The 13,820-nt window shown below is 64.9% G+C and carries 15 protein-coding genes and 1 pseudogene; 9 read left to right on the plus strand and 7 right to left on the minus strand.

All coding sequences use genetic code 11. The annotated features are described in order from the left end of the window. Positions 1–2 precede the first annotated feature (2 nt). From cueR to copC, 4 genes are all read right to left on the minus strand, one after another. Positions 3–401: a Cu(I)-responsive transcriptional regulator gene (gene cueR / locus IQ35_RS18940; protein ID WP_004212744.1), complete on the minus strand. Its 399-nt coding sequence runs from the start codon at positions 399–401 to the stop codon at positions 3–5. Next, on the minus strand, positions 398–2,755 hold the full coding sequence (locus IQ35_RS18945) for a heavy metal translocating P-type ATPase (protein ID WP_007683374.1): 2,358 nt from the start codon (positions 2,753–2,755) through the stop codon (positions 398–400). Before IQ35_RS18945 ends, cueR begins: the two co-directional genes overlap by 4 nt. A 394-nt stretch (positions 2,756–3,149) precedes the next feature. Continuing rightward, complete coding sequence (copD, locus tag IQ35_RS18955) at positions 3,150–4,094, minus strand: copper homeostasis membrane protein CopD (protein WP_007683373.1); 945 nt, start codon at positions 4,092–4,094, stop codon at positions 3,150–3,152. Positions 4,095–4,098: 4 nt separating this feature from the next. Beyond that, positions 4,099–4,476, minus strand: coding sequence for a copper homeostasis periplasmic binding protein CopC (gene copC / locus IQ35_RS18960; RefSeq protein WP_007683372.1), 378 nt, complete (start codon positions 4,474–4,476; stop codon positions 4,099–4,101). Between the two features lie 133 nt (positions 4,477–4,609). Here copC and IQ35_RS18965 point away from each other — a divergent pair, with 133 nt between their 5' ends. The 9 genes from IQ35_RS18965 to IQ35_RS19005 all read left to right on the plus strand — a co-directional run bounded on the left by IQ35_RS18965 (position 4,610) and on the right by IQ35_RS19005 (position 12,285). Further along, positions 4,610–4,882: a hypothetical protein gene (locus tag IQ35_RS18965; RefSeq protein ID WP_007683370.1), complete on the plus strand. Its 273-nt coding sequence runs from the start codon at positions 4,610–4,612 to the stop codon at positions 4,880–4,882. After that, positions 4,882–5,322, plus strand: coding sequence for a periplasmic heavy metal sensor (locus tag IQ35_RS18970; RefSeq protein ID WP_007683368.1), 441 nt, complete (start codon positions 4,882–4,884; stop codon positions 5,320–5,322). The genes IQ35_RS18965 and IQ35_RS18970 overlap by 1 nt, the downstream gene beginning before the upstream one ends. Further along, positions 5,319–5,885 (plus strand): RNA polymerase sigma factor, encoded by a 567-nt coding sequence (locus tag IQ35_RS18975; protein ID WP_007683367.1) that lies wholly within the window; start codon positions 5,319–5,321, stop codon positions 5,883–5,885. Before IQ35_RS18970 ends, IQ35_RS18975 begins: the two co-directional genes overlap by 4 nt. A gap of 66 nt (positions 5,886–5,951) precedes the next feature. Then, entirely contained in the window at positions 5,952–7,877 is a 1,926-nt protein-coding gene (locus IQ35_RS18980) for a copper resistance system multicopper oxidase (RefSeq protein ID WP_007683365.1), read from the plus strand. After that, positions 7,877–9,025 carry a copper resistance protein B gene (locus IQ35_RS18985; protein WP_007683363.1) on the plus strand — a complete coding sequence of 383 codons (1,149 nt, stop codon included), beginning with the start codon at positions 7,877–7,879 and terminating at the stop codon, positions 9,023–9,025. The genes IQ35_RS18980 and IQ35_RS18985 overlap by 1 nt, the downstream gene beginning before the upstream one ends. A gap of 90 nt (positions 9,026–9,115) precedes the next feature. Beyond that, positions 9,116–9,589 (plus strand): DUF305 domain-containing protein, encoded by a 474-nt coding sequence (locus IQ35_RS18990; protein ID WP_007683361.1) that lies wholly within the window; start codon positions 9,116–9,118, stop codon positions 9,587–9,589. Between the two features lie 58 nt (positions 9,590–9,647). Beyond that, the gene (locus IQ35_RS18995; RefSeq protein WP_007683359.1) at positions 9,648–11,183 is read left to right on the plus strand and encodes a two-component system sensor histidine kinase NtrB; all 1,536 of its coding nucleotides are present in this window, start codon (positions 9,648–9,650) and stop codon (positions 11,181–11,183) included. After that, positions 11,173–11,796: a response regulator transcription factor gene (locus IQ35_RS19000; RefSeq protein ID WP_007683357.1), complete on the plus strand. Its 624-nt coding sequence runs from the start codon at positions 11,173–11,175 to the stop codon at positions 11,794–11,796. Before IQ35_RS18995 ends, IQ35_RS19000 begins: the two co-directional genes overlap by 11 nt. 81 nt (positions 11,797–11,877) lie before the next feature. Beyond that, complete coding sequence (locus IQ35_RS19005; RefSeq protein WP_007683354.1) at positions 11,878–12,285, plus strand: response regulator; 408 nt, start codon at positions 11,878–11,880, stop codon at positions 12,283–12,285. A 62-nt stretch (positions 12,286–12,347) separates the two neighbouring features. Here IQ35_RS19005 and IQ35_RS19010 read toward each other — a convergent pair. The 3 genes and pseudogenes from IQ35_RS19010 to IQ35_RS19020 all read right to left on the minus strand — a co-directional run. Then, positions 12,348–12,662 (minus strand): annotated as a pseudogene (locus tag IQ35_RS19010) (CorA family divalent cation transporter); the annotation flags it as partial. Between the two features lie 401 nt (positions 12,663–13,063). Beyond that, positions 13,064–13,345 (minus strand): type II toxin-antitoxin system YafQ family toxin, encoded by a 282-nt coding sequence (locus IQ35_RS19015; RefSeq protein ID WP_004212690.1) that lies wholly within the window; start codon positions 13,343–13,345, stop codon positions 13,064–13,066. Next, entirely contained in the window at positions 13,332–13,595 is a 264-nt protein-coding gene (locus IQ35_RS19020) for a type II toxin-antitoxin system RelB/DinJ family antitoxin (RefSeq protein WP_004212689.1), read from the minus strand. Before IQ35_RS19020 ends, IQ35_RS19015 begins: the two co-directional genes overlap by 14 nt. Positions 13,596–13,820: the final 225 nt, after the last annotated feature.

Consider the following 13,820-nt stretch of genomic DNA (forward strand, 5'->3'; position numbering starts at 1 on the left):
TGCTATGCGGATCGGGCCGCGGCCAGTTCGGCGATGATCGGACAATCCGGCCGCTCGTCGCCTTGGCAGCGCTCAGCCAGGTCGATTAGCGTGTCGCGCAGCGCCGTCAACGCCTCGGCTTTGCGCTGAAACTCATCGGCGCGGGCAAGGGCAAGCCGCTTCACCTCCGCGCTGGCACGGCCGGTATTGGCCCAAAGGCTGAGCAACGTGCGGATCTCCTCGATCGGGAAGCCGAGATCGCGGGCATTGGCGATAAACCGGAGGCGATGGAGGTCGCGCTCGCCATAGTCACGATAGCCAGCACCCCGACGCGCCGGCGCCGGGATGAGGCCGATCTTTTCATAATGGCGGATCATCCGCTCAGAGACGCCGCTCTGCCGTGACGTCTCGCCGATGTTCACAGTGCTTTCCGGTTGAGGCGCAGCGCGTTGGTGACCACGCTCACCGAAGAGAGCGCCATCGCCGCCGCCGCGATAATGGGCGAGAGCAGAATACCGAACAGCGGATAGAGCGCACCCGCCGCTACGGGCACGCCCGCGACATTGTAGATGAAGGCGAAGACGAGATTCTGGCGGATGTTCGACATGGTCGCTTGGCTGAGCCGCCGCGCCCGGACGATGCCAGTCAGGTCGCCCTTGAGCAGCGTGACGCCAGCGCTCTCGATCGCGACGTCGGTGCCGGAACCCATGGCGATGCCGACGTCGGCGGCGGCCAACGCGGGGGCGTCGTTGACACCGTCGCCGGCCATGGCGACGACCCGCCCCTCGCGCTTGAACCTGGCGACCACGGCGCTCTTCTGATCGGGCAGCACCTCGGCTTCGACCTCGTCGATGCCCAGGCGTCGGGCGACCGCTTCCGCGGTCGTGCGGTTGTCGCCGGTCAGCATGACCACGCGAATGCCCTCCGCCTTGAGCGCGGCGAGCGCTTCTGGTGTCGTGGCCTTCACCGGATCGGCGATCGCGAAGGCGCCGCCGACTGTGCCGTCGACCCCGATGAAGATCGCGGTGGCGCCATCCCGGCGCAGCGCGTCGGCCTGGCTGGCGAGCGCATCGGTCGCAACCCCTTCGTCGGCAAGGAACTGCGCATTGCCGAGGACGATGCGCCGCCCTTCGACCGTGCCGAGCGCGCCGCGCCCGGTCGGCGAGTCGAAGTCGATGACGTCGCTCGTGACGATGCCGCGATCCTTCGCGGCCTCGACGATTGCCAACGCGAGCGGATGCTCGGACGCCCGCTCGACCGAGGCGGCAAGACGCAGCAGCTCGGCTTCGTCGAAGCCGGGCGCCGGCACGACCTGGGTGACGGCAGGCCGGCCTTCGGTCAGCGTGCCTGTCTTGTCGACGACGAGAGTGTCGACCTTCTCCATATGCTCGAGTGCTTCGGCATTTTTGATGAGGACACCGAGCCCGGCGCCGCGGCCGACCCCGACCATGATCGACATCGGCGTTGCCAGCCCCAGTGCGCAGGGACAGGCGATGATCAGCACGGCGACCGCCGCCACCAGCCCATAGGCGAAGCGCGGCTCGGGACCCCAGATGCCCCAGGCGATGAACGCGACGGCCGCGACCGCGATGACCACGGGCACAAACCAGCCCGACACCTGATCGGCCATGCGCTGGATCGGCGCGCGCGAGCGCTGCGCCTCAGCGACCATCTGGACGATGCGTGCGAGCATGGTATCGCGGCCGACCTTGTCGGCGACGATCACCAGCGCACCGGTCTGGTTGAGCGTGCCGCCGATCACTGTGTCGGCCTTTGCCTTGGTGACGGGCATGGATTCGCCGGTGACCATCGACTCGTCGAGCGAGGAGCGGCCGTCCTCGACTACGCCGTCGACCGGCACCTTCTCGCCCGGCCGCACCCGCAGGCGGTCGCCCACCGCAACCAGATCAAGGCTGATTTCCTCTTCGTTCCCATCAGAACCGATCCGGCGCGCGGTCTTTGGTGCAAGGTTGAGCAGCGCCTTGATCGCGCCCGAGGTGCGTTCCCGCGCGCGCAGTTCGAGCATCTGGCCGAGCAGCACGAGGACGGTGATCACCGCGGCCGCCTCGAAATAGACGGCAACCATGCCGTCCTCGCCGCGGAAGGCCGGCGGGAACAGCTGAGGCGCGAGCGTCGCGATGACGCTGTAGATCCAGGCGACCCCGGTCCCCATCGCGATCAGGGTGAACATGTTGAAGTTGCGGGTCTTGAGCGAGGCCCAGCCACGCTCGAAGAACGGCCAGCCCGCCCACAGCACGACGGGTGTCGCCAGCACGAACTGGATCCATACCGAGATAGACATCGGCACGAGGCGATGGATCGCGGGAAAGACATGCGCGCCCATCTCGAGGATCAGCACCGGGAGAGCCAGCACGAGGCCGACCCAGAAGCGCCGCGTGAAATCGACTAGCTCGTGGCTGGGGCCGCTGTCGGCGGTCACGGTCGCGGGTTCGAGCGCCATGCCGCAGATCGGACAGGACCCGGGATGGTCCTGGCGGATCTCGGGATGCATCGGGCAGGTCCAGATCGTGCCTTCGGGCGCCGCGACCGGCGGCGTCGGCGGGCCGAGATAGCGCTCGGGATCGGCGATGAATTTGGTCCGGCAGCCCGCGCTGCAGAAATGATAGCTTTCACCGCTATGCTCGGCGTGATGCGCCGTGGTCGCCGGGTCGACGGTCATGCCGCAGACCGGGTCCTTGACGCCGGTCGCCGCTTTAGCGGTGCCGTGGCCGCCGCAGCAACCGCCGCCATGCGCCGCTCCATGTGTCTCGTTCATCGCCTCGCTCCTTTCGACGCCTGACGATCTAGGGTCTGACACCGTGTCAGAGTCAATACGTAATCGCCTAAGTGGCCAAATCGGCGGGCCCGTTCGCTTGGCCGCCATCAGGCCGGGGAGCACGCCGTCGGCATTGGGCTGGGTATCGTCGATGCCATCGAGCCGCTGCACGGTCAGGCGGAAGGCGAGCCGCATGAGACCCGTGCTGGCGGCCATAATCGGCGATTACCAGGCGCCAATCCGGGCGCAGCATAGCAAGCATGGCGGCACGCCACCGCTTCTCCCGCGCCCACAGGCGGATCGCGCGATCATAGTCTTTCGTCGATCCAGTCCCGCGCGGCGGGGTGTACGATTGCATTGGCTTCTCCCAACGCGAGGCGTTCGAAACGATAAACTACATCGACATGGGTGGCGACAGTGTCCCCAGCCAGGCGACCAGCCCGAGAATGACGATCGCAAGACCGCCTTCGACGACGAGGCTCGCGCGCAGCAGCGCCTGCGCCCGTGGCGCGTCCTCTTCCTCGATCGCCTGCGCAAGTGCCGGGGTCAGGCGATAACGGTTGAGCGCGGCCAGGCCCAGCATGCCGGCGAAGAGCAGCAGCTTGGCGATGAGCAGCAGGCCGTAGGTCGACTGCCCGAGAGACGCGATGTTGCCCGGGCCGACCAGGAACCAGCCGTTCACCGTCCCGGTCAGGATCAGCAGGGCGACGATGATCGTGCCGACGAAGGAGAAGCCCCGCAGCGCTTCCTCGGCGAGCATGACCCGGTCCATGTCTTCAGTGGCGAGATCATCGGTTGCGAGCCTGGTAAGAACCAGCGCAAGGAATGCGGCAAGCGCGCCGACCCAGGCGCCCGCGGCGAGCAGATGGATGAGATCGGCCCCCAGTTGCAGCCAGCCCGCCTCGCCTTCGCCGGCCGCGCCATGCCCGCTCCAGGCGAGGGTCGCGAGTGCGACCGCGCCTGCCAGAGTGGAGGCGATGAAGGCAGGACGGGATTGCCGGCGATAGAAGGGGATGGAGAGCAGAAGAACGAGGAGCGCGACGAGGCGCGCCTTCAGCGCCGTTCCCATGGACGTGCCGTTGAACAGCTCTGCGACCATGGAAAGATCAGGCTGGGTGAGCGGCAGCCCGGTCATGGCCGCTGCCTGCAACGCGAACCCCAGCGCCGACAGCAGGAGGGCGAGACAGGCGAGACCGGCCACCATTGCTACCATCGGCAGATGCCGCTGTACCATCCGGCCGCCGCCGGGCGCATAGAGCGCGAACAGCGGCAGGCCGAACAACAGGCCGAGATCGACGTAGAGCGCCCAGCGGACGGCGACGAGTGCCACGTCGTTCATGGCGTCACTTGACGGTAAAGGCGAGATTGCCCTGGATGCGGTGCGTGTCGGTCGAGACGACGTGCCAGGCGACCTGATAGCTGCCCGCCATGAGCGGCTTGGCGAGCGTCAGCACGAGCGTCTTGTCGCCTTCGACGGACGTCTTGAAGCCGGTTACCGCCATGCGGTGGTTGGGCATGCCGGGCATGCCGGTCATCACGATCTCGGCGCCCGACAGCTTCGGCATCAGACCTTCACTGAAGGTGAGCGTTATACGCGACGGCGCCGAGACGCTGGCGTTCGCGGCGGGCGTCGAGGACACAAGCTTGGGATGCGCGTAGGCCGGAGCAGAAACACTCAGGCCGACGGCGGCGATAACTGCGAGAGGCGAAAAGAAACGCATTGGAACATTCTCCTGTAGATCCCATGAGACAATACGCAGCCCGAGCCCCCACCCCTCGCAATTATTCTTTTCAATCTACAGCAAGGGTTCCTGGACCATCGTGCGTATTGATGGATGAAGACGGAGAAGCACCATGGATGAACTTGACCACCTGCTCTCGCGGTTGCGCGATGCGCCTCTCGATCCCAGGCTCGGCGGCCTGGAAAGCCGGGTCATGGCGGAAATAGCGCGCATCCGGGCCATACCAAGCCTTGGCGCTATGACGTTCGGCATCGCGGCCGCAACCGCGCTGTTCATCGGAATTGCCGGCTCGGCAGTTTCGACACGGTCTGCTGATGCCAAACCGCTATCGCCCTTCGATGCTCGGCTCGCGCTTGCGCCCTCGACGCTGCTGAGCTCGCAGTGATGCGCGACCGCCGCCGGCTCCTGCTCCTCGTCCTGGTGACCTTCGCCGCGGCGATCGCTGGCGTTGTCATTGGCCGCGTCTATGTGGTTCCAGTGCGCCCGGTCGAAAATGAGCTGCACGAGCTGCTCCATCGCGATCTGAAGCTGAATTCAGCGCAACACAGCCGACTCGAGACAATCGAGAAGAACTACGCGATCCGGCGTCAAGCGCTGGAGGCCGAATTGCGCGCCGACAATGCGCGTCTCGCGGAAGCGATCGAAGCGGAGCATGGCTATGGCCCGCAAGTCGCAACTGCGGTGGATCGCTCGCACCAGGCCATGGGCGCGCTGCAGAAAGAAACACTTGAGCATATCTTCGCGATGCGGGCCGTGCTGCGCCCGGATCAGACGGACAAATTCGACGACGCCGTGGTGAAAGCGCTGACGGCCAAATCCGAATGACCGCGTGCCTCCCCGACTGCTCGGACGGGGAGCTCGCGGCTCTGGCGCTTGGAGGCCGGCAAGCGGCCTATGGCGAGCTGGTCCGCCGGCATCAAGGTTGGGTTCACCGGCTCGTGCGCAGCCATGTCGGATCTATGGATGAGGCATTGGATGTCACCCAGGCGAGCTTCGTCGCGGCCTTTGCCGCACTCAACCGCTATGACGTAACCCGACCCTTCCAGGTCTGGATGTCCCGGATTGTCATCAACAAATGCCATGACTGGCGGCGTCGGCGAGCGGTTCGAAATTTCTTTGCCCTAGCCCTACCGCTCGGCGAGGCGGACGGCGTCGCCGACGACGCACCGCTGCCCGATCAGGCGATCGGGGCCGAACAGCAGCTCGCGCAAGCAATGAAAGCGATTGCTGCCCTGCCGTCTTCCCTCAAGGACACGCTTATTTTGCGTACGATCGACGAGAAATCGGAAGCTGAAACCGCCGAAATTCTCGGGATCAGCCAGAAGGCGGTCGAAACGCGCCTCTATCGAGCTAGGGCACGCCTTTCGGAAATATTAAAGAAAGTTTGAGGGGGATGAGGCCATGCTGCGTATTCCCAATAGGTACGCCCTCTTTCTTAAAGCTGAGACAACCGAATGATTTCTGCTCTCGACCGCCGCCAGTTCCTCCGCGGCGCGGCCCTCGCCGGCGGCGGCGCAGCATTGTCAGCCTGGCTGCCGGCCTGGGCGCAGACGATCTCGCCGGGGATGCGACCGACGCTGCCGACCGTGTCGGGCGAAGACATTACGCTCACCATCGCCCGGCAGTCGATGACCATCGACGGGCGCAAGTTCCGGGCAATCGGCCTCAACGGCACGGTCCCCGCCCCGCTGATCCGGCTGCGCGAGGGCCAGCGCGTGCGGCTCAACGTCATCAATCAGCTGGAGGAGGACAGCTCGATCCACTGGCACGGGCTGATCCTGCCGGCCAATATGGACGGTGTGCCGGGCGTGTCTTTTCCGGGCATCAAGCCGGGCTCGAACTACCTCTACCAGTTCTCCGTCGTGCAAAGCGGCACCTACTGGTACCACAGCCATTCAGGCCTGCAGGAACAGGAAGGCCATTACGGCCCGATCATCATCGATCCCGCCGGTGCCGATCCGGTCGCCTATGACCGCGAGCATGTCATCGTGCTCGCCGATCACAGCGCGCTCTCGCCGCAGGCGATCTTCCGGCGCCTCAAGGTCAACCCCGGCCATTTCAATTTCCAGCGCCAGACCCTGGCCGGGCTCCTGTCGGGCAAGGATCAGCCGCTCAAGGACCGGCTCGACTGGGGCCAGATGCGGATGGACCCGGCCGACATCTCCGATGTGACCGGATCCACCTACACCTATCTCGTCAACGGCCATGGTCCGATGGACAACTGGACCGCGCTCTTCACCCCGGGCGAACGGGTGCGGCTGCGGGTCATCAATGCGTCGGCGATGACCACCTTCAACGTCCGCATCCCCGGCCTGCCGCTGACCATCGTCCAGGCCGACGGGCAGAATGTGGTGCCGGTCACCGTCGACGAGTTCCAGGTTGGTGTTGCCGAGACCTACGACGTCGTTGTCAGCCCAGGCGATGACAAGGCCTACACCCTTGTCGGCGAGGCGATCGACCGCTCGGGCATGGCGCGTGCCACGCTCGCGCCGCGCGCCGGCATGGCCGGCGAGGTTCCCCCCTTACGCAAACGGCCGCTCGCCGACATGAAGGACATGGGCATGGACATGTCCTCGATGCCGGGCATGGAAGGCATGGACATGTCGGGCGGCGCTATGCGGGGCGTCGATCCGACGGCCGAGAAGAACGCGTCCGCGCGCCTCGCGACCGGCGCGGCGGCAGCGATGGCGACCATGGACAATAGCGCCATGGCAGGCATGGATCATTCGGGGATGGATCATTCCGCGATGAGCGGGATGGACCACGGCGCGATGGGCGCCGATGGCCAGATGGCGGGCATGGACCATGGCGGGCACGCGATGGGGTCGATGAAGATGCGAGACTTCTCGAACGCGCCGCAGGTGAAGCGCGACCCGAGCGTCCAGACCATCTCGCCGATGCCCGTCGACCGCACCGGCGAGCCCGGCCAGGGCCTCGCCGACGTCGGCCACAAGGTGCTTGTCTACAGGGACCTGATGGCGCTCGATCGCAATCCGGACGTGCGCGCGCCGAGCCGCAGCATCGACATTCACCTCACCGGCAACATGGAGCGGTTCATGTGGTCGTTCGACGGCGAAAAAATGTCGGACCATCACGAGCCGATCCCCTTCATCGAAGGCGAGCGGGTGCGCGTCAATCTCATCAACGACACGATGATGGGGCATCCGATCCATATTCACGGGCATTTTTTCGAGCTGGTGACGGGGCATGGCGATCATGCGCCACGCAAGCATACGGTAATCGTCCAGCCCGGCGGCAAGGTGACCTGGGACTTCACCGCCGACGCGGTCGGCGACTGGGCCTTCCACTGTCATCTCCTCTACCACATGCATGCCGGGATGATGCGGGTCGTGAGCGTCCGTCCGAAGGGAGACGCGTAATGACCCGCATCCTCACGCCGCTGGTGAGCGCGATCGCCCTTTTCGCTGCCGCGCCCGCCTTTGCCCAGGATCATTCAATGCACGGCATGCCCGGCATGGCGCCGCCGGGCGAGGTGCCGCCGGCGCAGGAGAAGAAGAAGGACAAGGCCGCCGCCAGGCCGCGCGCTCAGACACCAGCGCCAGACGCCACCTCGGCGATGGACCATTCGCAGCACCAGGCCAGTCCTGCGCCGCAGGGAGATGCGGCCGGTCAGCCGCAACCCGCGTCTCCCGCGATGCCGGACATGCCGGGCATGGACCACTCCCAGCATCAGGACGGCGCGATGCCGGACATGCCCGGGATGGACCATTCGCAGCATGGCCAGACCGCCATGCCCGGCATGCAAATGACCGGCACGGCGCTTCCGGCCGGCAATGCGCCCCCGCCGCCTCCCCCCAGCGACCACTTCGCCGATCGTGATTTTCCCGGCGCCGAGATGGCGCGCTCACGCGACATCATGATGAAGGACAGCGGCGGCAACAATTTCGGGCAGGTGCTGCTCAACCTGTTCGAGTATCAAGCGCATAGCGGTCGCGATGGCTATCGCTGGGATGGCGAAGGCTTTTACGGCGGCGATATCAACCGGCTCTGGCTCAAGAGCGAGGGCGAAGGCGAGTTCGGCCGCGGCATCGACAGCGCGGAGGTGCAGGTGCTCTATAGCCGGGCCATCGACCCCTATTTCAATCTTCAGGGCGGTATCCGCCAGGACTTCGGCCGCGGGCCCGACCGCACTTACGCGACGGTCGGCGTCGAGGGCCTGGCTCCCGGCATGTTCGAAGTCGAAGGCGCGCTGTTCCTCTCGACCAAGGGCGATGTTCTGGGCCGGGTCGAGGGCTATTACGACCAGCGCATTACCCAGCGCCTGATCTTGCAGCCGCGCGCCGAGGTCAATTTCGCCGCGCAGGATATTCCGGAGAACGACATCGGTTCGGGGCTGGTCAACATAGAGCTCGGCGCGCGCCTGCGCTATGAGTTCAGCCGCCAGTTCGCACCCTATATCGGCGTCTCTTATCTGCGCAAAGCCGGCGACACGGCGCGGCTGTCGAGGCTTGCCGGCGAGGACGTCCATGCCACCAGCTTCGTCGCCGGCATCCGCTTCTGGTTCTAGCATCGGGACGGCTGATGGCGGGGGCGAACAGGAGAGCGGGGCGTTACACTGAGACCCAGGTCGGCCTGCGCCGAACGAAGGAGATACGCCATGGATCATTCGTCCCACATGAGCACACGGAAGATGGGCGCCTATTGGAGCCTGGCCTTCCAGACCGTCATCAGCGGCGTCATCATGTATCTGGTGATGTTCGTCATGATCGACGGGCTCGACAGCTTCTACAACAACCTCAACATGCTCTACATGACGCTGATGATGGTCTCACCGATGGTGGTGCTCATGATCCTCGCCATGCGGCACATGTTCCCGTCGAAGGCCGCCAACATCGCGCTGATCGCCGCGTCGCTGGTCGCCTTCTTGGGCAGCTTCGCGTTCATCCGCACGCAGACCACGATCGGCGACACGGCCTTTCTGCGCTCGATGATCCCACACCACTCCGGCGCGATCCTGATGTGCCAGGAAGCAAAGCTGAGCGATCCCGAAGTCATCCGGCTTTGCGAATCGATCAAGCGCTCGCAGCGGCAGGAAATCGACGAGATGAAGGCCATACTCGCGCGGCGCTGAGTGGCACGGTCCGGCTACGCCCGGATACGTGCGCCCGGCCGGGCGTGTGAGCCGGCCGATGGTCTACACGAGGCGCGGGCCCGACGAGATTGCCAGGGAGGTGGCGCGGCTTGCGCCGCTGTTCCTGCGACAGGCTGGCGGCCACGTCCTGACGCTGCTCGATCCTTCCGGGATGGTGCTGAGCTATAATGAAGAAGGCGAGCGTGCCGAATGCTGGCCGCTCGATCGCGTCCTGGGACAGCCCCACGACCTGTTCTACCCGCCCGACGAGATTGCGGCGGGGCGTCCAGGCGCAGACCTGGCGGCCGCCCTTCACGAGGGCACGCTGGAGCGCGAAGCGTGGCGGGTCTGCGAGAACGGCGCGGAATATCTGGCGCGCCTGACGATCACCGCACTGTTCGAAGGCGACACACATCGCGGCTTCGCCTGCATCAGCCGCGATGTCACCGACGAGGCGGCGGTCCGCGCATCGATCGAGACCCGCGAGCAGCATCTGCAATCGATTCTGGCGACGGTGCCGGATGCGATGATCATCATCGACGAGACCGGCGCCATCACGTCGTTCAGCGCAGCGGCACAACGCCTGTTCGGCTACAGCGAAGCCGAGCTCGTCGGCCGCAACGTCTCCTGCCTTATGCCCCAGCCCGATCGCGACCGTCACGACGAATATCTCGCGCATTATCTGCAGACCGGCGAGCGCCGGATCATCGGCCTCGGTCGCGTCGTGGTCGGCCAGCGCCGCGACGGCTCAACCTTCCCGATGCAGCTGTCGGTCGGCGAGGCCGGTGAAGACGGGCAGCGGTTGTTCACCGGCTTTATCCGGGATCTCACCGCCAAGGAGCAGGATGAGCTCAGGCTCAAGGAACTGCAGGCAGAGCTGGTCCATGTCTCTCGGCTGAGCGCGATGGGCACGATGGCCTCGACGCTCGCGCATGAGCTCAACCAGCCGCTTGCCGCGGTCGCGCTCTATCTCGAGACGATCCGCGACATGCTCGACGAGCGGGACGACGAACCCTTCGTGTCGCTACGGTCGGTGATGGATGATGCGGCACAGGAAACGCTGCGGGCCGGCCATATCGTCCGGCGCCTGCGCGATTTCGTCGCCCGCGGCGAGGTCGACAAGAGCCTCCACGAGCTGCCGCAGGTCATCGCCGAGGCGAGCCAGCTCGCGCTGGTCGGTGCACGCGAGCGCGGCATCCGCAGCTTCTTTGCGGTCGATCCCGCCGCGACGCTGGTCCTCGTCGACAGGGTGCAGATCCAGCAGGTGCTGGTCAACCTGATGCGCAATGCCATCGAGGCGATGGCGGAGTGTCCGGTTCGCGACCTCAAGGTGGCGACCAGGTTGCGCCCTGACGGGCTGATCGAGGTGACCGTGGAGGATACCGGTCCCGGCATCGCGGACGGAATCCGCGAGCAGCTCTTCACGGCGTTCAACTCGACAAAGGCCGACGGCATGGGCCTCGGCCTCTCGATCTGCCGGACCATCATCGAAGCGCATGGCGGCCGTATCTGGATGGAGCGCCCCGACCGCGGCGGCACCCGCTTTCATTTTACCTTGATCCATGCGCGGGCGGAGGAGGAACATGGGGGATAGACGCGTCATCCATCTGGTCGACGACGAGGAGAGCATCCGCAAGGCGGCGAGCTTTGCGCTCAAGACCGCGGGCTACGACGTCGTGACCTATGCCTCGGGCGTGGAGTTTCTCAAGGAGGCGAAGTCGGCGGCCGTCGGCTGCGTCATCCTTGACGTGCGCATGCCCGAGATGGACGGTCTCGAGGTTCAGGCCGCCATGGCAGCACGCGGGGTCAACATGCCGGTCATCGTCCTGACCGGCCATGGCGACGTGTCGGTTGCGGTGCAGGCCATGAAAGGCGGCGCGGTCGACTTTCTCGAGAAGCCCTTCGAGAAAGCGGCCCTGCTCGGCGCCGTCAGCCGCGCGTTCGCGCGTCTCGACGATGTCGACTTTCGCACTCTGGAAACCTCTGAAGCCGGCGTGCGGGTCGCTGCACTGACGCCCCGGGAGCGTGAAGTGCTGGAAGGGCTGGCGAACGGCCTGCCCAATAAGACGATCGCCTATGACCTGGGCTGTTCATCGCGAACGGTCGAGGTCCATCGCGCGAGCCTGATGGCCAAGCTCGAGGTCCGCAATTTGTCCGAAGCCCTGCGGATCGCCTTTGCCGCGGGCATGGGCCGCAAGCCGAAGTGACTGCGACCTCTACGTAGCGACGGGACGAGGCGCGATATGCGATCGATGGTGCAATCGTCACACGGGTGTCCGCTTCTCGCAATGCCATCGGTCCGTTCCACTCAGCATGATGGCAGATACACCATCCTCGTCTCCGACGACGATCCCGGCGTGCGGCGTGGCCTCCAGCTGCTGCTGAGATCGCGCGGCTATGCCGTGTGGGGATATACGACCGGCCACGCGCTGTTGGCCGACCCCCGCGCGAAGGAGGCAGACTGCGTCATCCTCGACTATCGCATGCCCGACATCGACGGATTCGCGATGCTGCGTCACCTTCGCGAGATCGGATGGTCGGGACGCGCCATCATGATCTCAGGCTTTCACGACACGCTGCTGGCCTGGCGGGCCGCCGAGGCGGGCTTCGATCACGTTCTCGCAAAGCCTTTGATCGGCAGGGCTTTGCTCGATGCGTTGGACCGGCACCGCGCCGAGGTTCTGCGAAAGCATTGAGTTATGGCGGCCGGCCCCCGGCAGCCTCAGCCCGGCGCGATGTGGAAAGCCGATCTGCGCCGTCAAAGCCAGTGGCTACGTTTGAACCGGATGTAGAGCCCAATGCAGACCGCAGCGATGACGCCGAGGATGACGAAATATCCCCATTGCGTCTTCAGTTCGGGCATATTCTCGAAATTCATGCCGTAGATTCCGGCAATCGCGGTAGGCACCGCGAGGATCGCGGCCCAGGCGGCAAGCTGACGCGTGATCGCACCCTGGCGCTGCTGTTCGAGCAGGTGACTCGCCTCGAACACCGAGATCAGGATGTCGCGGATGCCGGTGATGGCGCTCTCAACCCTGAGCATGTGATCGAGCAAATCACGGAAATAGGGTTTCCTTCTCACGATCTGGCTTTTGAGCCATTCGAGCATGGAATCTTTTGCCATCATGGGCGTCGTCGTCGCTCTCGGCAGCATCGTCTACCGGGCCAGCATCCGCCGGTCATCAACGTAGGGGTCACGACGGTGGAGCGAGCGGTCGGCTCTTCAAGCCCAACGCGATCGGCTCATTTCTCGCTCACCAGTCGTGAACTAACGGCAAATTTGTCAGAATTTGAGGGTGAAAGTGATTTATGGCCCTCATTTTTGTTTCAAGCAGCGCCTGCCGAATGCATCTCTGCGATTGATGTCTTCTGCAAAAGCTTGTTGGCATCGGATGCTCGCTGATCACACCTAACCCGTAATCGTGCCTCTGGCTGACATACCCGACAAACGTATAAGCTCGCCATGCGCGGGCGTCACCAACCCAATTCCGCGTGCGATCCCAAGCGCACAAGCTGCAAGGTGTCGTCATCGGGCTTGCGGTAAATCAGCACGAGGTCGGGCTTTATGTGGCAATCGCGATGGTCGCGCCAGTCGCCGGTCAGCGCATGGTCGCGGTGGCGCGGTTCAAGCGGCTCGTCGGATGCCAGCGCCTCGATGATCGGGATCAGGTCAGCGTCCAGCGTCTTGGCGTGCTGCCCCTTCTTCTCCCGCTTGTAGTCGCGCTTGAACCGCCCGAAGCGTTCAATCGTCCGCATTGAGGTCGGCCATCAGGTCGACCACCGTGGCGAACCGCTTGCCCTTTCCCTCGCGCGCTTCCTTCATGGCCTCGATCGTCTCGGCATTGGGCACCAGCGGTTCAAACGGCAAGGCCTTGTCGCGGGCAACGCGGGTCAGCATCAGGCGCACGGCATCGGAGACGGTCAGCCCCATAGCAGCCAGCACGGTCGCGGCTTCCTCCTTCACCGCTCCGTCGATCCGGGTCTGCACAAGAGCGTTTGCGGCCATGTCGATTTCCTTTCTGCATGACGATGTAATGCAAGCGAACGCAAAGTGCAATCAGGCAAAGCCCCGGCTATCGACATGGCGACCGGGCTTCGCGTTTTTCACCTTCAATGCTGTGAGTGCCATCGGTTCGGGGTGTTGATTTCCACTGAGAGTTGACCCGGGATTTTCATCGAGAAGTGACCCGGTTGGAAGGTATGTCCCGCTATGCGGGTGGTGGGTCAAGCG

Source organism: Sphingobium wenxiniae, from assembly GCF_007830065.1.
Taxonomy (GTDB): domain Bacteria; phylum Pseudomonadota; class Alphaproteobacteria; order Sphingomonadales; family Sphingomonadaceae; genus Sphingobium; species Sphingobium wenxiniae.